At 68.0% G+C, this 24,587-nt stretch carries 21 protein-coding genes and 1 other RNA gene; 8 read left to right on the forward strand and 14 right to left on the reverse strand.

What is annotated here, in order from left to right:
• Positions 1-43 precede the first annotated feature (43 nt).
• Positions 44-5,320: an autotransporter outer membrane beta-barrel domain-containing protein gene (locus QZM72_RS10315; RefSeq protein ID WP_301738002.1), complete on the reverse strand. Its 5,277-nt coding sequence runs from the start codon at positions 5,318-5,320 to the stop codon at positions 44-46.
• A 606-nt stretch (positions 5,321-5,926) separates the two neighbouring features.
• Positions 5,927-6,841, reverse strand: a complete 915-nt coding sequence (locus QZM72_RS10320; RefSeq protein WP_089466682.1) for a class II glutamine amidotransferase — start codon at positions 6,839-6,841, stop codon at positions 5,927-5,929.
• Between the two features lie 203 nt (positions 6,842-7,044).
• Between QZM72_RS10320 and pyrC the strand changes: the two genes are divergently transcribed.
• Positions 7,045-8,109 carry a dihydroorotase gene (gene pyrC, locus QZM72_RS10325; RefSeq protein WP_089466683.1) on the forward strand — a complete coding sequence of 355 codons (1,065 nt, stop codon included), beginning with the start codon at positions 7,045-7,047 and terminating at the stop codon, positions 8,107-8,109.
• 107 nt (positions 8,110-8,216) lie between these two features.
• Positions 8,217-8,628, forward strand: an RNA gene (rnpB, locus tag QZM72_RS10330) — RNase P RNA component class A.
• A 67-nt stretch (positions 8,629-8,695) separates the two neighbouring features.
• Here rnpB and QZM72_RS10335 read toward each other — a convergent pair.
• The gene (locus tag QZM72_RS10335) at positions 8,696-9,160 is read right to left on the reverse strand and encodes an OsmC family protein (RefSeq protein ID WP_074801272.1); all 465 of its coding nucleotides are present in this window, start codon (positions 9,158-9,160) and stop codon (positions 8,696-8,698) included.
• A gap of 410 nt (positions 9,161-9,570) precedes the next feature.
• A complete protein-coding gene (locus tag QZM72_RS10340) occupies positions 9,571-9,867 on the reverse strand; it encodes a DUF1090 family protein (RefSeq protein ID WP_089466684.1) in 297 nt (98 codons plus the stop codon).
• 311 nt (positions 9,868-10,178) lie between these two features.
• On the opposite strand from QZM72_RS10340, the gene rplM reads away from it, so the two are divergent.
• The 3 genes from rplM to erpA all read left to right on the forward strand — a co-directional run bounded on the left by rplM (position 10,179) and on the right by erpA (position 11,598).
• Positions 10,179-10,607, forward strand: coding sequence for a 50S ribosomal protein L13 (gene rplM, locus QZM72_RS10345; protein WP_009687896.1), 429 nt, complete (start codon positions 10,179-10,181; stop codon positions 10,605-10,607).
• Positions 10,608-10,617: 10 nt separating this feature from the next.
• Positions 10,618-11,010, forward strand: coding sequence for a 30S ribosomal protein S9 (gene rpsI, locus QZM72_RS10350; protein WP_006476904.1), 393 nt, complete (start codon positions 10,618-10,620; stop codon positions 11,008-11,010).
• Between the two features lie 216 nt (positions 11,011-11,226).
• Entirely contained in the window at positions 11,227-11,598 is a 372-nt protein-coding gene (gene erpA, locus QZM72_RS10355) for an iron-sulfur cluster insertion protein ErpA (RefSeq protein ID WP_006759918.1), read from the forward strand.
• 108 nt (positions 11,599-11,706) lie between these two features.
• On the opposite strand, the gene QZM72_RS10360 is transcribed toward erpA, so the two are convergent.
• Positions 11,707-12,855, reverse strand: a complete 1,149-nt coding sequence (locus QZM72_RS10360; protein ID WP_301738003.1) for an anhydro-N-acetylmuramic acid kinase — start codon at positions 12,853-12,855, stop codon at positions 11,707-11,709.
• Positions 12,856-12,997: 142 nt separating this feature from the next.
• On the opposite strand from QZM72_RS10360, the gene tyrS reads away from it, so the two are divergent.
• Genes tyrS through QZM72_RS10375 form a run of 3 tightly spaced genes read left to right on the forward strand, consistent with a single transcriptional unit; the run spans position 12,998 to position 15,383 of the window.
• Positions 12,998-14,239, forward strand: coding sequence for a tyrosine--tRNA ligase (tyrS, locus tag QZM72_RS10365; RefSeq protein ID WP_301738004.1), 1,242 nt, complete (start codon positions 12,998-13,000; stop codon positions 14,237-14,239).
• On the forward strand, positions 14,236-14,694 hold the full coding sequence (gene dtd / locus QZM72_RS10370) for a D-aminoacyl-tRNA deacylase (protein WP_006483442.1): 459 nt from the start codon (positions 14,236-14,238) through the stop codon (positions 14,692-14,694). Before tyrS ends, dtd begins: the two co-directional genes overlap by 4 nt.
• 23 nt (positions 14,695-14,717) lie before the next feature.
• Positions 14,718-15,383: a histidine phosphatase family protein gene (locus tag QZM72_RS10375; RefSeq protein WP_301738005.1), complete on the forward strand. Its 666-nt coding sequence runs from the start codon at positions 14,718-14,720 to the stop codon at positions 15,381-15,383.
• A 59-nt stretch (positions 15,384-15,442) separates the two neighbouring features.
• Here QZM72_RS10375 and QZM72_RS10380 read toward each other — a convergent pair whose 3' ends face one another.
• From QZM72_RS10380 to QZM72_RS10420, 9 genes are all read right to left on the reverse strand, one after another.
• The gene (locus QZM72_RS10380; RefSeq protein WP_301738006.1) at positions 15,443-16,555 is read right to left on the reverse strand and encodes a ParB/Srx family N-terminal domain-containing protein; all 1,113 of its coding nucleotides are present in this window, start codon (positions 16,553-16,555) and stop codon (positions 15,443-15,445) included.
• Positions 16,556-16,698: 143 nt separating this feature from the next.
• Complete coding sequence (locus QZM72_RS10385) at positions 16,699-17,649, reverse strand: oxygenase MpaB family protein (protein ID WP_301738007.1); 951 nt, start codon at positions 17,647-17,649, stop codon at positions 16,699-16,701.
• Positions 17,650-17,673: 24 nt separating this feature from the next.
• Complete coding sequence (gene ruvB / locus QZM72_RS10390) at positions 17,674-18,744, reverse strand: Holliday junction branch migration DNA helicase RuvB (RefSeq protein WP_301738008.1); 1,071 nt, start codon at positions 18,742-18,744, stop codon at positions 17,674-17,676.
• Positions 18,745-18,852: 108 nt separating this feature from the next.
• A complete protein-coding gene (gene ruvA / locus QZM72_RS10395; protein ID WP_021162490.1) occupies positions 18,853-19,434 on the reverse strand; it encodes a Holliday junction branch migration protein RuvA in 582 nt (193 codons plus the stop codon).
• Between the two features lie 201 nt (positions 19,435-19,635).
• Entirely contained in the window at positions 19,636-20,178 is a 543-nt protein-coding gene (ruvC, locus tag QZM72_RS10400; protein WP_006476894.1) for a crossover junction endodeoxyribonuclease RuvC, read from the reverse strand.
• Positions 20,179-20,332: 154 nt separating this feature from the next.
• Positions 20,333-21,898, reverse strand: coding sequence for a bifunctional phosphoribosylaminoimidazolecarboxamide formyltransferase/IMP cyclohydrolase (gene purH, locus QZM72_RS10405; RefSeq protein WP_089466691.1), 1,566 nt, complete (start codon positions 21,896-21,898; stop codon positions 20,333-20,335).
• A 44-nt stretch (positions 21,899-21,942) separates the two neighbouring features.
• Positions 21,943-22,176: a Fis family transcriptional regulator gene (locus QZM72_RS10410; RefSeq protein WP_006476892.1), complete on the reverse strand. Its 234-nt coding sequence runs from the start codon at positions 22,174-22,176 to the stop codon at positions 21,943-21,945.
• Entirely contained in the window at positions 22,173-23,240 is a 1,068-nt protein-coding gene (dusB, locus tag QZM72_RS10415) for a tRNA dihydrouridine synthase DusB (RefSeq protein WP_069616741.1), read from the reverse strand. Before dusB ends, QZM72_RS10410 begins: the two co-directional genes overlap by 4 nt.
• A gap of 144 nt (positions 23,241-23,384) precedes the next feature.
• A complete protein-coding gene (locus QZM72_RS10420) occupies positions 23,385-24,572 on the reverse strand; it encodes a UbiH/UbiF/VisC/COQ6 family ubiquinone biosynthesis hydroxylase (RefSeq protein WP_089466692.1) in 1,188 nt (395 codons plus the stop codon).
• Between the last annotated feature and the right edge of the window lie 15 nt (positions 24,573-24,587).

The raw sequence follows: 24,587 nt of genomic DNA on the forward strand, positions 1-24,587 counted from the left end.
CCGGCATGCCGCCGGGCGGTTTTTTTTCGTCCGCCGCCGGGCGCTACCAGCTGTACCGGTAGCCGACCTGACCGACGATCCCGCGCCGGTAGTCGCCGCCGATGTTGCGCGCGATCTTCGCATTCGCGTACAGCTCGCCCGACTTGCCGAAGCCGGCGGTCACGCCGACGCCGAGCTCGTACCAGGTGCGCCCGAGATGCGTCGCGAACGGCGTGCCGCCGACGACGGTCTGCCCCGGCGACAGGAAGTCGTGCAGCACGTCGGCCGTGAAGTACGGCGTCGCGGCACTGCCGCCCGTGCTCGACTGGAGGTTCGGCCGGAAGATGCGCACGCCGACGCGGCCGCGCAGCGCATTGGTCGTCGTGCCCGATACGGCCGACACGTTGTCGTTGAACCCGTTCAGCTTCAGGTACTGATACATCAGTTGCGCCTGCGGCTCGACCGCGACCGGCAACGTGCCGATCGCGAACGGCTTGCCGACTTCCTGCGACAGCGCGACGCCGAAGCCGTTCTGCGATGCCTCGTTGCCGTAGCTGTCGCGATAGCGGTTGCCGTAGTGCGTGACCTGCCCGACGCTGTCGAAGTAGGTGCCGTCGGACAGGTAGCGGGTCCAGTAGCCGCCCACGCTCTGCGCGTGCATCTCGACCGAGCCGGTCGACGTCGACAGGTCGGGCGAGCCCGCGCGCGCCATGTCGTTGAAGCTCGCATTAGACACGCCGATGCTGGCCGTCACGCCCGCGTGCGTGCTGCCGGCGCCGTTCGGCGCCTGGTCGAGGGTCCAGTCCTTGCCGAACTGCGCGAAGAACGTGCGTTCGTCGGCCGAGAAGCGGCCTGCGTTCGCATCGAGGCTCTGGCCGCCGATGCGCCCCCACACGCCGTCGCGATTGCCGGGCTGCTGCTTCTCGACGTTGTAGATGTCGCCGACGCGCTCGTGCAGCTTGCCGAGCGTCGAGAAGCCGTAGTCGGCGTTCAGCAGCGGTGTCATCGCATAGCCGGAAACACCCGGACGATACGCGAGCGTGCCGCCGTTGCCATTCCCGTTGGTGCCGCCGTCGCCGCCGCCGGACGGGTGGATCGGGTCGCCGGGGTCGGTCTGGTCGAGCTGCGAACGCAGGTACCAGCCGTTCGCATCGCCTTGCCCGCCGCGATAGAGGCGGTACTCGTACGCGCCGGCTTGCACCGGGCCCGCGAGATGGAACGCCGACGCGGCGGTCGTGCCGCCGTTGGCCGTGACGACCACCGGAATCCCGTCGCCGGTCGTCTGCGCGCCGGTGCCGGCCGTGTTGGCGATCTTCAGGCCGGTCGTGCCGCTTGCCGTGCCGCCGTTCACGATCAGCCGGTCGGTCGGCGACGCGTCGGCGCCGAGATACGTGTTCAGCGCGATCGTGCCGCCGTTGCCGACGTAGCCGCCCGTCGTCAGCGTCTTGTAGCTGCCGGTCAGCGTCGGCGAGCCGGTCGGCGCGGCGAATGCGACGAGGCCCGCGTTGTTCAGGCTGCTCAGCACCGAGCTGCCCGTCATGCGCCACGTGCTCGTGCCGTCGACGCTCAGCGCGACCGGGTCGATCTTGCCGGTCAGCGTCGTGCCGTTCGCGAGGAACACGTTGCCGGTGCTCGATGCGTCGGAAACGATGTCGCCCGCGAGGTTCACCGCCGATGCGTCGAACGTCACGTTGCTGCCGTTGGCGAGGTCCAGCAGCGTGCCATTGCCGGCCGTCACGACCGTGCCGTTGCGCACCGCGATGTCGGCCGTGCCGCCGCGCGCGGCAAAGGCCGGCCCGGTCGCGGACGTCACGCTGCCGCCGTCGACGAGCACCGAACTGGTCGCGCCGTTCGCGAGCGTATCGGACGTCAGCACGCCGGCCGTCGCGCCCGCGAGCGTCGTGCCGGTCAAGGCGAGCACGCCGCCGCTGTTGGCGGTGGCGCCGTTGCCGGCCGCGCTGGCGAGCGACGAACCCGTATCGGCGATGCGGCCGCCGTTTTGCGCGACGACGCCGTCGGCCGCGGCGCCCGATGCGGAAATCTTCGCGCCTGACAGCAGCGCCGTCGCGCCGCCGTCCATGACGATTGCAGGGGCGTTCGTGCCGGTCGTCGCGACGGTCGTTCCGTTGGCCGCGAGCGTGGAATCGGCCCCCGACACGAACAGGCCGCGTGCGTCGGCGCCGCTGGTGCGGACGACCGTGGCCGCATCGGCCGCGATGCGCGCGCCCGCGCCGGTCGACGTGACGCCGGCGGCGCCGTTGCCGGTCGTGCCGATCTGCGTGCCGGACAGCGCGATCGTTGCATTCGCACCGAGGTTGTGAATCCCGCTGCCCGAGCCGCCGACCGCGATCGACGTCGCGCCTGCCGCGATGCCGCCGCCGGCGACCGTCGAGTCGATCAGCACGCCGTCGGCGCTGCCGTTCGCGATGACGGTGCCGGCGCCCGACAGCGCGACCGATGCGCCGGCGCCCGTCAGGCGTACGCCCGCGAGGCCGTCGTCGGCTTCGATGGAACCCGCATTGGCGAGCGTGGCCGACGCGCCCTGCACGAGCGCCCCCGTGCCGTTGGCGACGCGGATCGTCGACGCGTTGTTCACCGTGCCGAGCGTGCCGGCCACGACGCCCGTCGAGCCCGCGCCGGTCAGCAGCACCGTGCTGCGGTTCTCGAGCGTGCCGAGGTTCTGCGCGACGAAACCGGTCACGCCGGCGGTCGACGACGTGACGGCGGCATCGTTGGTCAGCGTCGTCGCGACCGGCGCGCCGGCGTTCGCACCGGCGAGGTCGTGCGCCTGGCCGTCCACCACGCCCGCGGTCGCGCCGGCCGCGTTCAGGTTGATCGTCGCGCCCGCGTCGATCGTGGCCGTCGCGCCGCCTTCCACGGCGATCGCGATGCCATTCGCGCCATTGACGTTGTAGATCGCGTTGCCGGTCGACAACGTGGTGCCGGCGTCGGTCGCGAGTACGCCGCGCGAGCGCTGGCCGTTGACGTCGGTCGTCAGCGTGCCGGCCGCCGACGCGCCCGTGTAGGTCGCGCCGCCCGCGACGCGGAACAGCGTCGATTCGTCGGTGTCGACGCTCAGATGCTGCGCGGCGACGTTGATTTTCGAGCCCGCGCCGTATGCATAGAAGCCGATCTGGTTCGTGCCGGACATGAAGGCCGGCACCGCGTTCGCGCCGACGTCGATCGTCGCGCCCGAGCGTGCGTGCACGCCGATCGCGCCGGTGCCGGTCAGGTTCAGCGCGCCGTCGAGCGTGGCCTTCGCGAGCGGCCCTTCGGCCCAGACGCCGTAGTTGCGCGTGTCCGACGCGGGGTCGAGGCCGCCGGCCACGTCGATCGTGCCGGTCGACGTCGCGGCCGCCGCGTTCGCGCCGGTGCCGACGACCATGATGCCGATGCCGTTCACGCCATTCAGCGTGATCGTGCCCGTGTTGGTCACGGTCGCGGCGGTGTCGGCCGCGAGCATGCCGACGTTGGCGAGCGGCGTGCCGGGCGCGGCGCCGTTGACGACGATCGCGCCCGCGTTGGTCAGCGTGCCGGCGCTCGAGCCGATGCTCGCCAGCGCGGCGCCGTTCTGCGTCTGCGAGCCGATCACGATCGTGCCAAGGTTGCTCGCGGTGCCCGACGCGCCGAGCAGGATGCCGTACGCGTGCGCGGACAGCGCGACGTCGTTCGCGGCTTCGGGGGAGGTGGGGGCGTACTGCGCGGCGCGGCCGAGATAGATCGTGCCGCCGGCTTCGTTCGTGAAGCTGCCGCCGGCCGCGAGGCCGCCGATCACCTGGCTGTCGAGCGTCGTCGCGTTGACGCCGACGTTGATCGTGCCGGCGTTCGACGCGCGCGCGCCGTCCGTCGCGGCCACCGCGTAGTTCTGCAGGTCGGGGCGGTTGCCGTCGAGCGTCCATGCGCCGACGTTCATCACGCCGTGGTTCACGAACGTGGTGCCCGCGCCGCCCGCATACACGCCGTTGCCCTCGGTGTACGCGTGGAAGCCGAAATTGTCGGGTGGCGTGCTGCCGCTCGTGTCGACGTTGTCGCCGGACGCGTAGCCGGACGAAATCACGCCGTTGTTGACGCCGCTCGCGCCGCTCAGAAGGCGTACCAGCGTGAAGTCGCCCGACAAACGGCCGTCGTTGACGAAGTGCGCGCCGTTTTCCGCGAGCACGGCCGAGCTCGAGTCGATCGTGTTGGTGCCGCGGAAGTCGATCTGGCCGTCCTTGCCGATGTGCAGCGTCGCGTTCGCGCCCGTGCCGTGCATCACCGACAGGTGATCGATCGGCAGCGTGTTCTTGTCGCCGGCGGATACGTTGTTCGCGTACTGGAAGGTTTGCTGCGAGAACGTGACGGCCTGGCCGAACGCGGTGTCGTACGCGGCCTGCGAGCCGAGCGCGCCGCTCTGGACCGAGCGCACGAGAAAGTCGTTGTAGGCGGCGAGCGATGCGGCGTCGGTGACGGTCCAGCGACTGCCGTCGAACGCGGTGAAGGTGCCTGCGTAGGCCGGCACGTCGAGCTGGAGCTGGCCGACCGGGCCGCCGCTGGCGAGATAGTCGCCGGTGCCGAGCCAGATCCGGTTGCGGGAATTCCAGTTGACGACGCTTTTTGCCGCACCGGTGCCGTCCGCGAAGGTCAGGTCGGTCTGCTTCGGTGCGATCGAGATCGCGTTGCCGGTCGCGTCGGGCGCATTCGCGGCATTGCCGATCGACACGTTCAGCGTGCCGCCGGTGCTGTCGACGGTGCCGATTCGCGTATTCACGTACTGGCCGCCGTTCACGTCGTGGTAAACGGGCACGGTGGTCGAGCCGGCCGTCGATGCGGTGAATTCGGCGGAGTTGTAGGTGGCGACCGACGTGTGGGCGGCCGTGATCGAGTCGGGCGTGCTGACGCTTTGCGTCTTGCCGCTGAGCGAGACCAGCGGCTGGTTCGGGTCGCCCGACACGATGGTCGCGCTGCCGAGCGGCGTCAGCGTATAGCCCGGGTCGCCGGGGACGCCCGTCCATGCGCCTGCCACGCCGACCGTTTCGCCGCCCGACACGGTCGTGGCGCCGGCCAGGTTGTCGTTGACGGTCGGGCTGAAACTGCCGAGTGCGCAGGTACCGCCACTCGCGACGGTCGCGCCGTCGCCGCACGTGGACGCGTGCGCCACGCCGGTCGACAGCGCGGCCAGCGCGGCCCCGAGCGCCGCGACGCGCAGCGGCGAGCGGCGTGCCGCGTGGTGCGCCCCCTTGCGCGCGGTGCGACTCGAGCCCGATTCGCTGCCCGAGCGCTTGCCGCGCGCCCGAGCCGTTTCCGCCACCGCGACCCAGCAGCCGGCGGCGTCGCTCCATATCGATCGAAATGAGTGATTCACGACATACCCCTCTTTCTTCTTTTGACGTGGCATTCGCCGCGATTCGGCGAATTCGCATTCCGCGGTGGGGAAATGATCCGAAGGGGCGTGCGGCGGCTATGGCAGCATGTCGCGCCAATCGTGTTTCGTTACACCGAGGATGGGGCGAGTCTACTGATTCGGGCGGCCGTCGATTATCGAGAAGCGGGAAACTGTAATGATGCGAACCGTAATGCGTGGTATTTTTGATTTGTGTGGTTGATCGAACCGAAAGCCTTGGTGGTGGCGGGCTTGAGGGGCTTTCGTTCAAAACCGGCAGAACTGCTGGAATCGGTGGGATAGCGCACGGTTCCGGCGGGTGAGGCGCGATAAAATGCGGACCCGGGATTTTCGTTTTAATTGACGGTTATTTTGTTCGCTTCGCCTTTTACTTATTTTCATTTGTAAATTAATAAAATCAAGCGAATGTTGCGTGGCGTCGATTCGTTGCGCCGGGCGGTGGGCGAAATGAAACCGTATTGGCCGGCGCGAGGCGATTTGCGTTGATGATGGGCCTCGTCGTCGCATCGTGCGACGCGCGCGGCAAGCAGAAAGCAAGCAGGAAGCGGACGCGGCCGATGCCGCGCGTCAGAAATCGATCGCGTCGTCGGAATCGACGTCGGCCGCGGTGGCGAGCGCTTCGCGCACCGCCGTGCGCGGCGCGGACGCCGACGCGTCGAGCGACGGGTTGCGCAGCTTCTCGAGCACGCGTTCGGGCACCGGAATCCGCATCCGCGCGGCGACGTCGCCGCACTGGAACATGATCAGCTCGCCCGGCTCGAATGCGGTCCAGACTTCGTTGTCGGTGAGCGGCTGCGTCGCGATCACCGCGACGCGATCCTCGGGCGTCGTGTATTTCGCGAAGTCGATCGACAGGTCTTCGTCGACGAGATGCGCGGTCGAGAACGGCCAGCGCCGCACGAGATAGTGCAGCCGCGTCGAGCAGTGCGCGAAGAGCGCCTGGCCGTTCGACATCAGGAAATTGAACACGCCGTGATCGGTGATGCCGCGCGTCAGTTCGCCGACCCGCTCGAACAGTTCGGGCAGCGGCGGCTGCGCACCCGGAAAGGCTTGACGCAGCCCCTGCATCAGCACGCAGAACGCCTGTTCGCTGTCGGTCGTGCCGACCGGATGGTAGACGCTGCCGTCCATGTCCGGCGCGTAGTCCTGCAGGTCGCCGTTATGCGCGAAGATCCAGTGCCGTCCCCACAGCTCGCGCATGAACGGATGGCTGTTCTCGAGGAGGATGTGCCCTTGCGTCGCCTTGCGGATGTGCGCGATCGTGTTCTTGGACTTGATGGGGTAGCGCTTCACCATTTCGGCGAGCGGCGACGTGGCCGATGCCTGGTGATCGACGAAGAGGCGACAGGCCTTGTCCTCGAAGAACGCGATGCCCCAGCCGTCGGCATGGTGATCGGTGAGCCCGCCCCGGGCCGCGAAACCTGTGAAGGAGAATGTGACGTCCGTCGGCGCGGCGCAGTTCATTCCAAGGAGTTGGCACATTTTACGTGGGGCGGCAGGCTGAAGCAGGGTAACGAACCGGGCGAACCCCGGTACAATGCGGCTTCTAGCATATCACCGAGCCCAGAGCGGTAAAAAGCGGATTCCGCTGGCCAAAGGCCCCGTGTTGCGGTTTGCCGTCAATCGGCCCGCGCACGCGCGTTCCGGCCCCGCCGTTCGCAAGCCCGTTCCTCACGACGCCTCCTATGACTGCCTCGAACGCTTCTTCCCCGGCGACGCTTTCGCTCGCCCGTCCCGACGACTGGCACCTGCACCTGCGCGACGGCGACATGCTCGCTGCCGTGCTGCCGCACACGGCCCGCCAGTTCGGCCGCGCCATCGTCATGCCGAACCTGAAGCCGCCGGTCACGACCACCGCGCAGGCGCAGGCCTATCGCGAGCGCATCCTCGCCGCGTTGCCGGCCGGGATGACGTTCGAACCGCTGATGACGCTGTACCTGACCGACAACACGCCGCCCGACGAAATCCGCCGCGCTCGCGAAAGCGGCTTCGTGCACGGCGTGAAGCTGTACCCGGCAGGCGCTACGACGAATTCCGACCACGGCGTCACCGATCTCGCGAAATGCGCGAAGACGCTCGAGGCGATGCAGGAAACCGGCATGCCGCTGCTCGTGCACGGCGAGGTGACCGATGCGTCGATCGACCTGTTCGACCGCGAAAAGGTGTTCATCGACCGCGTGATGACGCCGCTGCGCCGCGACTTCCCCGGCCTGAAGGTCGTGTTCGAACACATCACGACGAAGGACGCGGCCGACTACGTGCGCGATGCCGACGCGGCGCCCGGCCTGCTCGGCGCGACGATCACCGCGCATCACCTGCTGTACAACCGCAATGCGCTGTTCGTCGGCGGGATTCGCCCGCATTACTACTGCCTGCCGGTGCTCAAGCGCGAGACGCATCGCGTGGCGCTGGTCGAGGCCGCGACGTCGGGCAACCCGCGCTTCTTCCTCGGCACCGACAGCGCGCCGCATGCGCGCGGCGCGAAGGAAACCGCGTGCGGCTGCGCGGGCTGCTACACGGCGCTGCACGCGCTCGAACTGTACGCGGAAGCATTCGACACCGCCGGCGCGCTCGACAAGCTGGAAGGGTTCGCGAGCTTCTTCGGCGCCGATTTCTACGGGCTGCCGCGCAGCGCCGAGACGGTCACGCTGCGCCGCGAGGCGTGGGAACTGCCGCGCGAGATCTTCGCGGGCGATACGCCGGTCGTGCCGCTGCGCGGCGGCGAGACGATCGGCTGGAAACTCGCGTGAGCGGCGCGCCGCCGCGCGAACCCGGTCGCGTCGATCCGGCCGTGTTTCGCCGTGGCGGCGGCTCGCGCGCTGCCGACCGCGGCGCGCGGTGCTAGAATGCGCGTCGCAAAGCAGGCTAGGCAGTCGCGGCTTCGCCGCCTTCGGGCGCGCGGGGGCGAGGAAAGTCCGGACTCCACAGGGCAGGGTGATGGCTAACGGCCATCCGTGGCGACACGCGGAACAGGGCAACAGAAAGCAAACCGCCGATGGCCCGGCGCAAGCCGGGATCAGGTAAGGGTGAAACGGTGCGGTAAGAGCGCACCGCGGCGACGGCGACGTTCGCCGGCACGGTAACCTCCACCCGGAGCAATTCCAAGTAGGCAGGCGCGCATTTTCGGATGCAGGACGGGGCCCCCGTCTCGTCTGCGGGTAGGAAGCTTGAGCGCGTCAGCAATGGCGCGCCTAGAGGAATGACTGCCACGCGTTGCGCGCTTCGGCGCGCGGCGTGCACAGAATCCGGCTTATCGGCCTGCTTTGCCGTTCGAATGCGAAAGGGCCGGCGCTCCCTGCGGAGCGCCGGCCCTTTTTCAATGCGCGCGCCGTGCGGTCAGGCGGCGACGATGTCGAACGAATGCGTGAGTTCGGCCGTCTTCGCGATCATGATCGACGCGGAGCAATACTTGTCGTGCGACAGGTTGATCGCGCGCTCGACCGTGGCCGGGTTCAGATTGCGGCCGGTGACCGTGAAGTGGAAGTGCACCTTCGTGAACACCTTCGGATCTTCGCTCGCGCGCTCGGCCTTCAGCGTGACCGAGCAGCCGCTCACTTCCTGGCGGCTCTTCTTCAGGATCAGCACGACGTCATAAGCCGTGCAGCCGCCGGTGCCGAGCAGCACCATCTCCATCGGACGCGGCGCGAGGTTGTGGCCGCCGCCTTCGGGCGCGCCGTCCATCGTGACGAGATGCCCGCTGCCGGTCTCGGCGGAAAACGCCATGCCGTCCTGGCCCATCCAGCTTACTTTGCATTCCATGCTTGCACTCCAGCGTTGCCTGATTCGGATTCGATCCGGCATTGTAGCCCGCGGCGCAACGGTCGGCTGATGCGCTGCACGACGTGCAATGCCGGCGCCGCGCGAGCGGGGCGGCGAGCGGCGATTTCCTTGTTGAATTTAGGGGTTTTGCTCTAGGTGTGGGAGATTCCAGGTCGTGTGAGGCTTGCTTATGTAATTGATTTTAAATAGAAATTCAATCCTGTAAGCTCGCTCGCGGAGATCCCGTATCGTGGGATATGATTTCGCAATGCAAATTTTCTTGTGGAGTCGGTCGGGCATTCGTATAATGAGCCTCATTGGTTGTCGCGCTGCGGCAACCTCCGAATGTCTCCTCCACCCTCCTCCTAAGGTGGATTAAGCCCGAACCAGCCGTTCGGGCTTTTTTTCGTCCCATGCAAGCATCGGCGCGCGGCTTGCGCGCGCCGGCACCGTCACGCGGGCTGTCGCGCGGCCGGCTGAGAGCTCGCGTCCGGCGGCGTGCCGCGCGAGTCGGCCTCCGCAGCCGGTGCCTGGGCGGCCGGCGCGTGGCCGCGTGCGCAGAAGTGGCGGACGCGTTCGCGCACCGCGCGCAGGCGCACGATACGGTCTTCGGCATGGGCGGTTCGGGCTTCGGCGATGCGTGCATCGAGCGCGTCGAGCTTGGCTTCGCAGCCGGAGGCGGCGACGGCGGGCGCCGCGGCGGCCAGCAGGGCGGCCGCGAGGAAGGGCGTAAGTCGTTGTTTCATCATGCTGGTTTGTTGTTTTTCGGGTTCGGCCGGTCTGGCGCGGCAAGGTCATGTGCCGCGCGTCGAGGGGTGCCGCCTCAGGCGCTCGGTTCGCCTGGTTTGTCGGAGCACGACCGGATTTTGGCCCATTTCGGCCGCCGCGAACACGGGGCGTGGATTCTCTTTGACCACGCAGCCGTATTTCCTTTATAATTCAGGGCTTTTCCGCATTCATGCCCACGGAAAAAGAACAGGGAGAGCCTGCACCGCGCCTCGAAGCGCACACAGACAAGCAGGAAGAACACATCGGGCAAAGCATTTTTTTTGGATCGATCATGAAGACGTTTTCCGCAAAAGCCCATGAGGTGACGCGCGAATGGTACGTGATTGACGCGACGGATAAGGTTCTCGGCCGTGTTGCCAGCGAAGTGGCACGCCGTCTGCGCGGCAAGCACAAGCCTGAGTTCACCCCGCACGTCGACACTGGTGATTTCATCATCATCATCAACGCGAGCAAGTTGAAGGTCACGGGCAACAAGACGCTGGACAAGAAGTACTACCGTCACTCGGGCTACCCGGGCGGTATCTATGAAACGACGTTCGGCAAGATGCAGGAACGCTTCCCGGGCCGCGCGCTCGAGAAGGCGGTCAAGGGCATGCTGCCGAAGGGCCCGCTCGGTTACGCGATGATCAAGAAGCTGAAGGTCTACGCAGAAGCGACGCATCCGCACTCGGCTCAACAGCCGAAGGCGCTCGAGATCTAAGGGGACCCACATGATCGGTAACTGGAACTACGGTACGGGCCGCCGCAAGAGCGCAGTCGCACGTGTCTTCATCAAGGCTGGCAAGGGCGACATCATCGTCAACGGCAAGCCCATCGCTGACTACTTCTCGCGCGAAACGTCGCTGATGATCGTGCGTCAACCGCTGGAACTCACGAACCACGGCCAGACGTTCGACATCAAGGTGAACGTCAACGGCGGCGGCGAAACGGGTCAGGCAGGCGCAGTGCGCCACGGCATCACCCGTGCACTGATCGACTACGATGCGACGCTGAAGCCGTCGCTGTCGAGCGCAGGCTTCGTCACGCGCGATGCGCGTGAAGTCGAGCGTAAGAAAGTCGGTCTGCGCAAGGCACGCCGCGCAAAGCAGTTCTCGAAGCGTTAATTCCGCTTCATGGCCTCGCCGCTTCCGGGCGGCGTCCGCCGGAAAAACCGCCAGCTTTCACGCTGGCGGTTTTTTTATGCCCGCTTCCGGGCCGCCGCAGCGGCCCCGGCGCGGGCGCGTTTGATGAAATCGACAAGAACCTATTGATTTCATGGACTTCAGCACGATCTTCTGATCGGCCCTACAATAGCGGCTAAAGCTTTTTGGAGAGTTCGAATGAACGCTGTTACCGAATCCGCAGCAACGACGACCGATATGCCGCTGCCGTTCGTCTTCACCGACGCCGCGGCCGACAAGGTCAAGCAACTGATCGACGAAGAGGGCAATCCCGACCTCAAGCTGCGCGTGTTCGTGCAGGGTGGCGGCTGCTCCGGCTTCCAGTATGGCTTCACGTTCGACGAGGAAGTCAACGAGGACGACACCGTGATGAACAAGAACGGCGTCCAGCTCCTGATCGACTCGATGAGCTACCAGTACCTGGTCGGCGCCGAGATCGACTACAAGGACGACCTCAACGGCGCCCAGTTCGTGATCAAGAACCCGAACGCGACCACCACCTGCGGGTGCGGCTCGTCGTTCTCGGTCTGAGCGCACGGCAGATCCGCGCCGGTTCGCCGGCATGAAAAACGGGGCTTCATGCCCCGTTTTTTTTATGCGCGCTCGCGCGACGGCGCCCGTCGCGCGGCGCGTATCGCATCAGCGCGGATAGAGCGCGCCGAGCACGCGGTTGCCGGCTGCGCCGGTGACCGTCGCGAGATTGCCGGGCTGGCGCGCGGTGAAGCGGTACGCGAGCCACGCGAACGCGAGCGCTTCGACCTGCTGCGGCGGCACGCCGAGCGCGGCCGTCGTGTCGACGGTGGCCGGCACGCCGGCCTCGCGCAGTGCGTGCCGGAGCGCATCGAGCAGCACAGGATTGCGTGCGCCGCCGCCGCATACGAACACGGCCTTGCAGCCTGGCGCGTGCTGCGCGATTTCGCGTGCGACCGACACGGCGGTCAGCGCGGTGAGCGTCGCTTGCACATCCTCCGGCGCAACCTGCGGGAACGCGGCGAGCTTTGCATCGAGCCACGCGGGATTGAACAGGTCGCGTCCGGTGCTTTTCGGCGGCGGCGCGGTGAAATACGGTTCGTCGAGCAGCGCGTCGAGCAGCGGCGCGTGGACGGTGCCGCGTGCGGCGAACTTGCCGCCGTCGTCGTACGGCTTGCCCAGATGGCGGGTGGCCCAGGCGTCGATCAGCGCATTCGCGGGGCCGCAGTCGAAGCCGCGCACGTCGCCGTCCCCGCCGGGCAGGATCGTGATGTTGCTGATCCCGCCGAGATTGCAGACGACCCGCGTTTCGCCCGGCGCGCCGAACACCGTCGCGTGGAAGGCCGGCGCGAGCGGCGCGCCGTGGCCGCCGGCGGCGACGTCGCGGCTGCGGAAATCGGCGATCACGTCGACCTGGGTCAGCTCGGCGAGCAGCGCCGGATTGTTGAGCTGGCGCGTATAGCCGCGCTCGGGGCGATGGCGCACCGTCTGGCCGTGCACGCCGATCGCGCGGATCTCGTCGCGCGACAGCCCGGCCGTGCGCTGCAGTTCATGGCAGCACACCGCATAGCGCGTGACGAGCGCATTCGCCGCGAGCGATTCGCGGTCGATCTCGTCGTCGCCGGGCTGCTGCAGCGCGAACAGCGCGTCGCGCAGCGATTGCGCGAAGCCGACGAACGCTTCCGCGAGCACGACCGGCGCGCGGCCGGCCTCGAAACGCACGGCGACGCCGTCGACGCCGTCCATGCTGGTTCCCGACATCAGCCCGAAGTAGATGCCGTCTGCCGGATGGGCATTCTGCGGCGGTCGTTGCGGCACGTTGGGTTCTCCTGGATCGTGCGGCGCGGGCCGGTGCCGCGCGCCTTGCGCCCGATTATCCGCGCAACGTGACGCGTCGTTAAGCGATGCGCGCGCAAGTTATGGGAAAATCCCTGTTTTTGCGACATTCTTCCTGGCCCCGATGAGCACCGAACCCAGTTCCAAGCCCGTTTTCCCGATCACCGATGAAGTCCGGCATGCGCTCGCCGTCACGAAGCGCGGCGTCGACGAGCTGCTGATCGAGGAAGAGTTCGCGCAGAAGCTCGCGCGCAGCGCAGCCACCGGCAAGCCGCTTCGCATCAAGCTCGGCCTCGATCCGACCGCGCCGGACATCCACATCGGCCATACGGTCGTGCTGAACAAGATGCGCCAGCTGCAGGACCTCGGCCATACGGTGATCTTCCTGATCGGCGATTTCACGTCGCTGATCGGCGATCCGTCGGGCCGCAACGCGACGCGTCCGCCGCTCACGCGCGAGCAGATCGAATCGAACGCGAAGACCTACTTCGAGCAGGCCGCGCTCGTGCTCGACCGCGACAAGACCGAGATCCGCTACAACAGCGAATGGTCGATGCCGCTCGGCGCGGACGGAATGATCAAGCTCGCGTCGCGCTACACGGTCGCGCGGATCCTCGAGCGCGAGGATTTCACGAAGCGCTTCCAGAGCGGCGTGCCGATCTCGATCCACGAATTCCTGTACCCGCTGATGCAGGGCTACGATTCGGTCGCGCTGAACGCCGATCTCGAACTCGGCGGCACCGACCAGAAGTTCAACCTGCTGGTCGGCCGCGAACTGCAGAAGCAGTACGGCCAGGAACAGCAGTGCATCCTGACGATGCCACTGCTCGAAGGCCTCGACGGCGTCGAGAAGATGTCGAAGTCGAAGGGCAACTACGTCGGCATCAGCGAGAAGCCGACCGACATGTTCGGCAAGCTGATGAGCATCTCGGACACGCTGATGTGGCGTTACTTCGAGTTGCTGTCGTTCCGCAGCCTCGATGAAATCGCCGGCTTCAAGCGCGAGGCCGAGGGCGGCCGCAATCCGCGCGACTTCAAGGTGCTGCTCGCGCAGGAAATCGTCGCGCGCTTTCACTCGCAGGCCGACGCCGAGCGCGCGCTCGACGACTTCAACCACCGCGCGAAGGGCGGCGTGCCGGACGACATTCCGTCGGTCACGCTGGCCGGCGCGCCGCTGGCGATCGGTCAGTTGCTGAAGCAGGCCGGTCTCGTGCCGTCGACGAGCGAAGCGCTGCGCAACATCGAGCAGGGCGGCGTGAAGATCGATGGCACGATCGTGTCCGACAAGGGCCTGAAGGTCGAGGCCGGCGAGTTCGTCGTGCAGGTCGGCAAGCGCCGCTTCGCACGCGTCACGCTGACCGCATGATCGCGCTGATCCAGCGCGTGACGCGCGCCGACGTACGCGTCGGCGGCCGGACGACGGGCGAGATCGGCGCGGGCCTGCTCGCGCTGGTCTGCGCGGAGCGCGGCGATACCGAGGCCGCGGCCGACAAGCTTCTCGCGAAGCTGCTCGGCTACCGCGTGTTCAGCGACGCAGCCGGCAAGATGAACCTGCCGGTATCGAACATCGACGGCGAAGGCCGTGCCGGCGGCCTGCTGCTCGTGTCGCAGTTCACGCTCGCGGCCGATACCAACAGCGGGCTGCGTCCGAGCTTCACGCCGGCCGCGCCGCCCGACGAAGGCGCGCGGCTGTTCGACTATTTCGTCGCGGCCGCGCGGGCGCGCCATCCCGTCGTCGAGACGGGCGAGTTCGGCGCCGACATGCAGGTGTCGCTCGTCAACGACGGCCCCGTGACGTTCTGGCTGCAAGTGCGGCCCTGATTCTTTCCCGGAGACGCGCCGCGATGGCCACCACGCAGATTCTTTTCATCCGCCATGGCGAGACGGCCTGGAATCGCATCAAGCGTATCCAGGGGCATATCGACATCCCGCTGGCCGACACGGGGCTCGCGCAGGCGCAGCGGCTCGCGGCGCGGCTCGGGCGCGAGGCGCGCGACGGCACGCGGATCGACGCGGTGTATTCGAGCGACCTGATGCGCGCGCAACAGACCGCCCAACCGTTTGCCGATGTGCTCGGGTTGTCGCTGCTGCTGCGAGAAGGGCTGCGCGAACGCTCGTACGGCGCATTCCAGGGGCACGACAGCACCGAAATCGAGGCGCTGTTTCCGGACGCATATGCGGCGTGGCAGACGCGCGATCCGGGCTTCGCGCCGGAGGGCGGCGAGTCGCAGCGTGCGTTCTATCACCGCGTGCTGCATGCGCTCGAACCGATCGTCGCCGCGCATCCGGGCGGCCGGATCGCATGCGTCGCGCACGGCGGCGTGCTCGATTGCGTGTATCGCTTCGCGAACGGGATCGAGCTGTCGGCGCCGCGCAACTATCAGCTGCTCAACACCAGCATCAACGTCGTCGATTACGTGGATGGCCGCGCGCAGGTCGTGCGATGGGCCGACGTGTCGCATCTCGAAGCCGCGAGCGCCGATGACGACGGGTACCGCAAGGTGCTCTGAGCATGCCAACCCGGCCCGGCATGGCTCGCCCGGGAGGGCGCTTTCTTCCGGCGTGACGCTTACCGCGGCAGCCCGTGATGCGCCTTGTAGTCGAGCGCGTACGCGATCTTGCCGGGCTTGTCGGCCGTGATCGGCTGGCGCAGCTTGTCGAATTCCCCCTTGCTGTATTTCTTCCCGCCGTTGATCGCATCGGCGCGCCTGAGGTCGGCGCCTGTCTTGCCGTCGATCACCGGGTCCGTGGCCGCGACCATCCGCGTCGACGCATTCCAGACTGCATTCAGGTAGCCCGTGTCGGCCTTCGCCGGATCGGGATCGGTCGCGCCGGGCCGCGTCAGATCGTAGCCGGCCAGCGCGAACGTGCCCGGCTGCGCGCGCAGCCAGTCGGCCCAGTAGAACTCGAGGTAGTCGGTCGCTTGCGCGGGCTTGCCGTAGCCGATGTCGCGCGTGAAATAGACGAGCGACCGATAGCGGTCGTTCGTCATCCCGAGTGTCAGGCCGAGGCCGGTCGGCAGTTGCGCGGTCGTGATCGGCTTGCCTTCGCCGTTCTTCAGGCGCAGATAGCCGCGGCTTTGCATCTGCTGCCAGAACGCATCGCCCGAGTAGTCGCTGAGGTTGTCCTTGACGACGACGTGCACGTGCAGCACCGGGCCGCCGTCGGGCGTCTCGTAATAGGTCGACAGGCCGTGGTGGCCGTCGGTCAAATATAGCGCACCGCCGTTCGGGCCAATCACGACGGGTTTCAGCACCGAACGGTCGCGGGCGTTCGGGTCGGTCGTCGCGCACGTGTAGCTGGCCGGTTCGCGCAGCGACGATCGGGCCGTGTAGCCGCTCGATGCGACGCCGCCGAGGCCTTCGTCCGCGCAGAAGTCGTCGAACTTCTTGTCGGGCTGCCGTTCGTAGCGGTCGAGCTTGTAGTAGATCTGGTCGTAGCCGATCGCACCCTGCGTCGGATGGAGATCGCCGAGCGTCACGTCGATCAGGTCGCCGGCGCGGGCGGCTTTCCACTTGCCCGGTTGCGGCGTGGGAGCCGGCGTCGTCGACGTGCCTCCGGACGGCGATTGCGCGTCCATGCGCGCGACGGCGGCGACCTCGTCGCCTCCGCACGCGGCGAGGACGGTGAACAGGCTGACGGCAAGGGCGAAACGGATCGGCAGGCGTGGCATCGCGGGCATCGGGCGTCGGTCGGGTGGGAAGGGCACCGCGCGGGTCACGGGCGTGCTGGACGAGCAGGACGTGCGAACGCGCGCGGGGGCAAGCCTTTCAGCTTGTCACAGGGATTTGACAGCAAATTGAAATGATACGAGGGAACGGGTCGTCAGGCAGGCGGGGCGCCGTCGGACGGGGCGGCCATCGCGCGGCGGCGCGCACGCTTCGACGCGCCGTTCACGAGCGCCCAGCGCAACACGGGCGCGATCGCGCGTATGCCGGGCCGGACCACCGCGCGCCGCAACGGCGCGAACGTCGACACACGGAGCATGCGCTGCGCCCACGGCGGCAGCAGGTCGATCCCGGCATGCATCACCAGCGACGCGGCAGGGCGCAGCGCCGGCTTCGCGACTGGCACATTCAGCAGGATGGACATCACGTCGAACGTACGCGGCCCGGCTTCGAGTTCGGGCCGCATGCGCGCGAGATAGGCAGCCACCTCGGCGCGCGAACGCGGTACTCCGCGGGCGCCGAGCAGCTCGGCGACCAGCGCCGTCTCCGCGTAATAGCGGTCCTGCAGCTCGCCTGACAGCGCCGGATTCACGTAACGCAGATGCGCGCCGAGGAAACTCGATACTTCGGCGACATGCACCCAGGTCAGCAAGGCCGGATCGTCGGCGCGGTACGGCCGGCCGTCCGGCGCGCTGCCCGAGATGTGCGCATGGATCGCTTTCACGCGCTCGATCAGCGCGATTGCGTCCGCGCGGCTGCCGAACGTCGTCCCCGTGATGAACGTGGCGGTGCGCCGCAAGCGGCCGAAGATGTCGGTGCGGAACGACGAATGATCCCAGACGCCCGCGAGCGCGAGCGGGTGGAGCGCCTGCAGCAGCAGCGCGGCGATGCCGCCCGTCATCATCGACGTGAAATCCGCATGCACGCGCCAGCACACGGCGTCGGGACCGAACAGCCCCGGGTCGCCAGGCGGTGACGAGAGATCGATCGACGGGCCGCCGCCGCCGGCCGTCAGGTGCGTGATGCCCGCCACGAGCCGCTTGCGGATCGGCTCCGCCCAGCGCGGGCCCGGCACGGTGGTGGGGTGGCGGCTGGGCGGCGTCGTCATGGCGGGTGCGGCTCGGGCGACGGATTACTTCCCGTCCGGGGTATCCCACTCGTCGCGTTCGGTGCGGCGGGCATCGGGCACCGACAGCCCGAAGTGGCGATACGTGAGCAGCGTCGCGACGCGACCGCGTGGCGTGCGCTGCAGGAAGCCCTGCTGGATCAGGTACGGTTCGAGCACGTCCTCGATCGTGTCGCGCTCCTCGCCGATCGCCGCCGCGAGGTTGTCGATGCCGACCGGGCCGCCGTCGAACTTGTACAGGATCGCTTCGAGCAGCTTGCGGTCCATCAGGTCGAAGCCGACCGGATCGACGTCGAGCATCGCGAGCGCGGCATCGGCAACGGCCGCGGTGATCTGGCCGTCGGCCTTCACTTCCGCGAAGTCGCGCACGCGGCGCAGCAGCCGGTTCGCGATCCGTGGCGTGCCGCGCGCGCGCTTCGCGATTTCCAGCGCGCCGCTCGGGTCGATCTGCGCGTTCAGCAGCGACGCCGAGCGCCGCACGATGCGCGACAGTTGACCGGCGTCGTAGAACTCGAGGCGCGCGACGATCCCGAACCGATCGCGCAGCGGGTTGGTCAGCATCCCGGCGCGGGTGGTCGCGCCGACCAGCGTGAACGGCTGCAGGTCGAGCTTCACGCTGCGCGCGGCCGGGCCTTCGCCGATCATGATGTCGATCTGGTAATCCTCGAGCGCCGGATACAGGATTTCCTCGACGACCGGCGACAGCCGGTGGATCTCGTCGATGAACAGCACGTCGTTCGCTTCGAGGTTCGTCAGCAGCGCGGCGAGATCGCCCGCGCGCTCGAGCACGGGGCCCGACGTCTGACGCAGATTCACGCCCATCTCGCGCGCGATGATGTGTGCGAGCGTCGTCTTGCCGAGACCCGGCGGCCCGAACAGCAGCACGTGATCGAGCGGCTCGGCGCGGCGCTTCGCGGCTTCGATGAAGATCTCGAGCTGGCCGCGCACCTTTTCCTGGCCGACGTAGTCGTCGAGCTGGCGCGGCCGCAACGCACGTTCGAACACCTCCTCGTGCGACGAGGCGGGCGTGGCGGCGATGATCCGCTGCTCGGTGGCGAGTTTGTCGGTTTCAATCATGCGGCCATTGTACCGCGCGACGGCACCCGGACCACCTGGCCGAACGGCTGACTGGCGCGTGCCGCGCGGCGGCGCGACACTGGTTTCGACGGCCGGATCGACCGCGCGTTACGCCTTCGACAGCGCCTTCAGCGCGAGCTTGATGCCTTCGGACACGCCGGTGCCGGCCGGCACGTTCTTGATCGCGGCCAGGCCTTCCTTCTCGGAGTAGCCGAGCGCCAGCAGCGCGTTGAGGATGTCGGTCGCGTGGTCGGACGGCGACGCGGCGCCGGCGAGCGCGCCGAGGTCGGCGCCGAGCTTGCCCTTCAGCTCGAGCAGCAGGCGCTCGGCCGTCTTCTTGCCGATGCCGGGCAGGCGCGTGAGGCGGGCGGCGTCCTGCATCGTCACGGCCTGCGCGAGCTCCTGCACGCTCATGCCGGACAGCACGGCGAGCGCCATGCGCGCGCCGATGCCGGTGATCTTCAGCAGCTCGCGGAAGGTCGTGCGCTCCTGCGGCGTCAGGAAGCCGTACAGCAGATGCGCGTCCTCGCGGACGATCTGCTGCGTGAGCAACACGACGCGTTCGCCCGTTTGGGGCAGGTTGTAGAAGGTGCTCATCGGCACGTCGATTTCGTAGCCGACGCCGTTGCAGTCGACGAGCAGATGAGGCGGGTTCTTTTCGAGCAGGATGCCGGCGATGCGACCGATCATGGAGGACGGGATGCGAGGAAGAAAGCGCGAGTGTAGCGCACGCGCGGCGCAATGCCGATGGGCGCGGCCGTCAGGCCGAAGCGGCGCGTGTCGCGGGCGTGTCGGGCGCGGGTAAAGCGGTCAAGACGGTCAAGGCGGCCCACGCGGCCAAGACGGCCAACCCAGTCGAGCCGACCTACCGGGCCGCGATGCGCGCCGGCATCAGCCGACCAGCCGGCCGCGCCGCACGCGCAGCCCTTTCTGCGCGAGCGCCGGCGCGAGGCCGCCGAGCGTGCTGAGCGTGTTGCCGCCGTGCGCATGGCAGATCGCCATGCCGAGCGCGTCGGCGGCGTCCGAGCCCGGCTGGCCGGACAGGTTGAGTAGACGCGTGACCATTTCCTGCATCTGCGTCTTGGTCGCGCGGCCGTAGCCGACCACGGCCTGCTTGAGCTGCAGCGCCGTGTATTCGGCGACCGGCAGCCCGCCCGCGACGAGCCCGCAGATCGCGGCGCCGCGCGCCTGGCCGAGCAGCAGCGTCGACTGCGGGTTCACGTTGACGAACACCTTTTCGATCGCGGCCTGATCGGGTGCGTGTTCGCGCACGATCGTCGAGACGCCCTGGAAGATCGTGCCGAGCCGGGTGGCGAGGTCGGCCGTCGGCGTGCGGATCACGCCGCTCGTGACATAGGCGAGCCGGTGGCCGCTGACGTCGATGACGCCGAAGCCGGTGACGCGCAGGCCGGGGTCGATGCCGAGAATTCGCATGAGTGAGGAGGATGGCGTGATGCAGCGATACTACAACGAATGGTGCGGCAAGCCGGTCGCGCGGTCATGCGCGAAGGCGCCGCGCAATAAAAAACCCGGCGGAGGTGATGCCGCCGGGTTCTCGTGCTGCGGCCGCGCGGGCCGCATGCCGCGATCAGTGACGGAAGTGGCGTACGCCCGTCAGGATCATCGCGATGCCGTGCTCGTCGGCCGCCGCGATCACTTCGTCGTCGCGCATCGAGCCGCCCGGCTGGATCACGCAGGTCGCGCCGGCCGCCACGACGACATCGAGGCCATCGCGGAACGGGAAGAACGCATCCGACGCGACAGCCGAACCGGCGAGCGTGAGGCCCGCGTTCTGCGCCTTGATGCTCGCGATGCGCGCGGAATCGACGCGGCTCATCTGGCCGGCGCCGACGCCGAGCGTCATGCCGTTGCCGCAGAACACGATCGCGTTCGACTTCACGTATTTCGCGACGCGCCATGCGAACAGCAGGTCGTCCATTTCCTTCGCGGTCGGCTGGCGCTTCGTGACGACGCGCAGCTCGCTCGGCTGCACGTTCTTCGAATCGAGCGATTGCACGAGCAGGCCGCCGCCGACGCGCTTCAGGTCGAATGCGTTGTGGCCGTCGCCGAGTGCGATCTCCAGCAGGCGCACGTTCTGCTTCGCGGCGAACACCTGCTTCGCGGCGTCCGTGAACGACGGTGCGATCAGCACTTCGACGAACTGCTTCGCCACCGCTTGAGCGGCCGCTTCGTCGACTTCGCGGTTGAACGCGATGATGCCGCCGAACGCGGAGGTCGGGTCGGTCTGGAACGCCTTCGCATACGCGTCGGCCGAGTCGTTGCCGACCGCGACGCCGCACGGGTTCGCATGCTTGATGATCACGCAGGCCGGCGCGTCGAACGTCTTCACGCATTCCCACGCGGCGTCCGAATCCGCGATGTTGTTGTACGACAGTTCCTTGCCCTGCAGCTGGCGATAGTTCGCCAGCGCGCCGGCCGGCGTCGCGAGGTCGCGGTAGAACGCCGCGCTCTGGTGCGGGTTCTCGCCGTAGCGCAGGTCCTGCACCTTGTCGAACGCCATGTTGAGCGTGGCCGGGTATGCGCTGCGCGATGCGTGCTGCAGCTCGTCGGTCAGGCTCGTCAGGTAGTTCGTGATCGCGCCGTCGTATTGCGCGGTGTGCGCGAACACCTTCGTCGCGAGGCGGAAGTTGGTCGGGTAGCCGATCGCGTTGCCGTTCGCCTTCATTTCGTCAAGCACGACCGCATAGTCGGCCGGGTCGACCACGACCGTCACGTCGCGGTGGTTCTTCGCGGCCGAGCGCAGCATCGTCGGGCCGCCGATGTCGATGTTCTCGATCGCGTCGGCGAGCGTGCAGTCGTCCTTCGCGATCGTCGCGACGAACGGGTACAGGTTCACGACCAGCAGGTCGATCGTCGGGATGCCGTGCTGTTCCAGCGCCTGCATGTGCTCGGGCAGGTCGCGGCGCGCGAGGATGCCGCCGTGCACCTTCGGGTGCAGCGTCTTCACGCGCCCATCGAGCATTTCCGGGAAGCCGGTGTAATCGGCCACTTCGGTCACGGGCAGACCGGCGTCGGCGAGGAGTTTCGCGGTGCCGCCCGTCGACAGCAGCTTGACGCCGAGGTCGGACAGCGACTTCGCGAAGTCGACGATGCCGGTCTTGTCGGAAACGGAAATGAGCGCTTGCTTGATCATGATGGAACCACCAATAGCCAGGGAAACGGGGACGGGACGGCCGCCTACAGCAGGCCGTGCTGCTGCAGCTTCTTGCGCAGCGTATTGCGATTGATGCCGAGGTACTCGGCGGCGAGCGACTGGTTGCCGCCGGCCTGTACGAGCACGACCTCGAGCATCGGCTTTTCGACGCAGGACATCACCATTTCATAGACGTCGTGCGGATTGGAGCCGTCTAGATCCCGGAAATACACGTCCAGGCTCTCGCGGACACATTGTTCGATGTTGTGCTTGCTCATGCTGCTAACTGGTTATGGTCGTCCGACTCGCCCTGGCTGTTTTCCGCATCGTCATCGACGTAGACGAGGTGGTCCGACAGCGCCTTTTGCGCCTCGAAGAATGCATTGACGGCGGCGAGCTGCTCGCGGGTGGAATCGAGCGTGTTCATTCGGTGCCGGAACCCGTTGGCACCGGAAAGGCCGCGAGTGTACCAGCCGATGTGCTTGCGCGCAGTACGGACCCCCGTGAATTCACCGTAGAACGCGTAGTGGTCTTCCAGGTGTTCGTTCATCACGTGCTGGATCTCGTCGATCCGCGGCGGGGGCAGCAGCTCGCCGGTTTGCAGGAAATGATCGATTTCGCGGAACAGCCACGGCCGGCCTTGCGCGGCACGACCGATCATCAGCGCGTCGGCGCCGGTTGCATCGAGCACGGCCTTCGCCTTGGCGGGCGACGTGATGTCGCCGTTCGCGACGACCGGAATGCGCACGGCCGCCTTCACGGCCGCGATGGTGTCGTATTCGGCGTCGCCGCGGTACAGGTCGGCGCGCGTGCGGCCATGCACGGTGAGCATCGAGATGCCGGCTGCTTCGGCCAGGCGCGCGACCGTGATCGCGTTCTTGTGCTCGCGATCCCAGCCGGTGCGGATCTTCAGCGTGACGGGCACCGCATCGGGCCCGGTGCCGACCGCCGCGACGACGGCCTCGACGATCCGCTGCACGAGCGGCTCGTTCTGCAGCAGCGCGGAGCCGGCCGCGACGTTGCAGACCTTCTTCGCGGGGCAGCCCATGTTGATGTCGATGATCTGCGCGCCGTTGTCGACGTTGTAGCGGGCCGCTTCGGCCATCATCGCCGGATCGGCGCCGGCGATCTGCACCGCGATCGGCTCGACTTCGCCTTCGTGGTTCGCGCGCCGCATCGTCTTCGCGCTTTTCCACAGCTGCGCGTTGGACGCGACCATCTCGGACACGGCGTAGCCGGCCCCCAGCCGTTTGCACAGCTGGCGGAACGGACGATCCGTCACCCCGGCCATCGGGGCGACGAACAGGTTGTTACGCAATACGTGAGGGCCGATAACGGGCATCGCAATGGCGCCGCCCGCGAGCGCCGGGCGTCGCGGGCCAAAAAGGGCGGAGGGAAAACGCGCATTTTACCGTATTCCCATGCCCCGCCGATTTGACCCGGTTTGCCTGGATGGCCCGAAGAGGCTGTCGCGGTGCGCCGCGCGTCAGTTGCGCTGGCCGAACATCATCTGGCGCGCGATCGCCTTCTTCAGCGGCGGCACGAATTCGAGCGCGGTAAGCGCGGCGCCGCGCAGCAGCGGAAGCGGGCCCGAGTCGATCGTAAACAGCCGCGCCAGCGTGTCGGTCGCGCCGATCGTGAAGCGCCGGTCGAGCGCGCGGCGCGCGTTGAAGGTGGCGAGCGCGGTCGCCTCGAAGCCTTGCGCGGACAGCGCGTCGACGAGCGTGTGCGCATCGCGCAGCCCGAGGTTGAGCCCCTGGCCCGCCACCGGGTGCAGCGTCTGCGCGGCATTGCCGACGACCGCGACGCGGCCGCTGACGAGCGTCTGCGCGGCGTTCAGGCCCAGCGGGAACGACGCGCGCCCGGCGATCGCGACGAACGCGCCCATGCGTTCGCCGAACACGCCGCCGAGCTCGCGCAGGAACGCGTCGTCCGGCAGCGCGGCACGTCGCGCGGCTTCGTCGGGCGCGCAGCACCACACGAGCGAATACTCGGCCTGACGCGGCCCGCCGAGCGGCAGCAGCGCGAGCGGGCCTTCGTGCGTGAAGCGTTCCCACGCGACGTTCGGGCGCGGCGCCGAGACCGTGACCGTGCCGACGAGCGCGGTCTGCCCGTAGTCGCGGCGATGCTTGCCGGCGTCGGCCTGCTGTTCGTGGAACAGCCCGCCTTCGGCATTGATGACGATGCGCGCGCGCAGCGTGCGCTCGCCTTGCGGGCCGTCGAGCGTCAGCGTGACGCCGTCGGCGTCCTGCTGCGGCGCGCGTGCGGTGGTCGACGTGAGCCAGTCGACGCGCATGCCGCGCACGGCGCCCGCGAGCGCCTGCACGATCGAGCCGTAGCGCACCACGTAGCCGAGCGCGGCGAGCGCGTGTTCGTCGCGGTCGATCAGCGTGCGGCCGAAATGGCCGCGCTGCGACACGTGGATATGTTCGATCGGCGTGGCGTCGGCGGGCCACGCGAGCGTGTCGAGCAGCACGCGGCTGCCGTGCGACACGGCGATCGCGCGCGGGTCGTTCGCGCTCGCGGCCGGTTCGCGCGCATCGATCAGCGCGATCGATGCATGCTGCGTCGCGCTGCGGCGCGCGAGCCAGCCGGCGAGCGCGAGCCCGACGGGGCCCGCGCCGACGATGGCGAGGTCGTAATCCGGCGTGGCCGGCGAGGAAGCGGTCGTCATCTTGATTCGTGAAAC

The organism is Burkholderia sp. AU45388, assembly GCF_030481585.1.
Lineage (GTDB): Bacteria > Pseudomonadota > Gammaproteobacteria > Burkholderiales > Burkholderiaceae > Burkholderia > Burkholderia sola.

Bases quoted from the DNA above. Each gene is read 5' to 3' on its own strand.
- QZM72_RS10320 (WP_089466682.1), bottom strand. From the start codon at position 6,841: ATGTGCCAACTCCTTGGAATGAACTGCGCCGCGCCGACGGACGTCACA.
- pyrC (WP_089466683.1), top strand. From the start codon at position 7,045: ATGACTGCCTCGAACGCTTCTTCCCCGGCGACGCTTTCGCTCGCCCGT.
- QZM72_RS10335 (WP_074801272.1), bottom strand. From the start codon at position 9,160: ATGCCGGATCGAATCCGAATCAGGCAACGCTGGAGTGCAAGCATGGAA.
- QZM72_RS10340 (WP_089466684.1), bottom strand. From the start codon at position 9,867: ATGATGAAACAACGACTTACGCCCTTCCTCGCGGCCGCCCTGCTGGCC.
- rplM (WP_009687896.1), top strand. From the start codon at position 10,179: ATGAAGACGTTTTCCGCAAAAGCCCATGAGGTGACGCGCGAATGGTAC.
- rpsI (WP_006476904.1), top strand. From the start codon at position 10,618: ATGATCGGTAACTGGAACTACGGTACGGGCCGCCGCAAGAGCGCAGTC.
- erpA (WP_006759918.1), top strand. From the start codon at position 11,227: ATGAACGCTGTTACCGAATCCGCAGCAACGACGACCGATATGCCGCTG.
- tyrS (WP_301738004.1), top strand. From the start codon at position 12,998: ATGAGCACCGAACCCAGTTCCAAGCCCGTTTTCCCGATCACCGATGAA.
- dtd (WP_006483442.1), top strand. From the start codon at position 14,236: ATGATCGCGCTGATCCAGCGCGTGACGCGCGCCGACGTACGCGTCGGC.
- QZM72_RS10375 (WP_301738005.1), top strand. From the start codon at position 14,718: ATGGCCACCACGCAGATTCTTTTCATCCGCCATGGCGAGACGGCCTGG.
- QZM72_RS10380 (WP_301738006.1), bottom strand. From the start codon at position 16,555: ATGCCCGCGATGCCACGCCTGCCGATCCGTTTCGCCCTTGCCGTCAGC.
- QZM72_RS10385 (WP_301738007.1), bottom strand. From the start codon at position 17,649: ATGACGACGCCGCCCAGCCGCCACCCCACCACCGTGCCGGGCCCGCGC.
- ruvB (WP_301738008.1), bottom strand. From the start codon at position 18,744: ATGATTGAAACCGACAAACTCGCCACCGAGCAGCGGATCATCGCCGCC.
- ruvA (WP_021162490.1), bottom strand. From the start codon at position 19,434: ATGATCGGTCGCATCGCCGGCATCCTGCTCGAAAAGAACCCGCCTCAT.
- ruvC (WP_006476894.1), bottom strand. From the start codon at position 20,178: ATGCGAATTCTCGGCATCGACCCCGGCCTGCGCGTCACCGGCTTCGGC.
- purH (WP_089466691.1), bottom strand. From the start codon at position 21,898: ATGATCAAGCAAGCGCTCATTTCCGTTTCCGACAAGACCGGCATCGTC.
- QZM72_RS10410 (WP_006476892.1), bottom strand. From the start codon at position 22,176: ATGAGCAAGCACAACATCGAACAATGTGTCCGCGAGAGCCTGGACGTG.
- dusB (WP_069616741.1), bottom strand. From the start codon at position 23,240: ATGCCCGTTATCGGCCCTCACGTATTGCGTAACAACCTGTTCGTCGCC.
- QZM72_RS10420 (WP_089466692.1), bottom strand. From the start codon at position 24,572: ATGACGACCGCTTCCTCGCCGGCCACGCCGGATTACGACCTCGCCATC.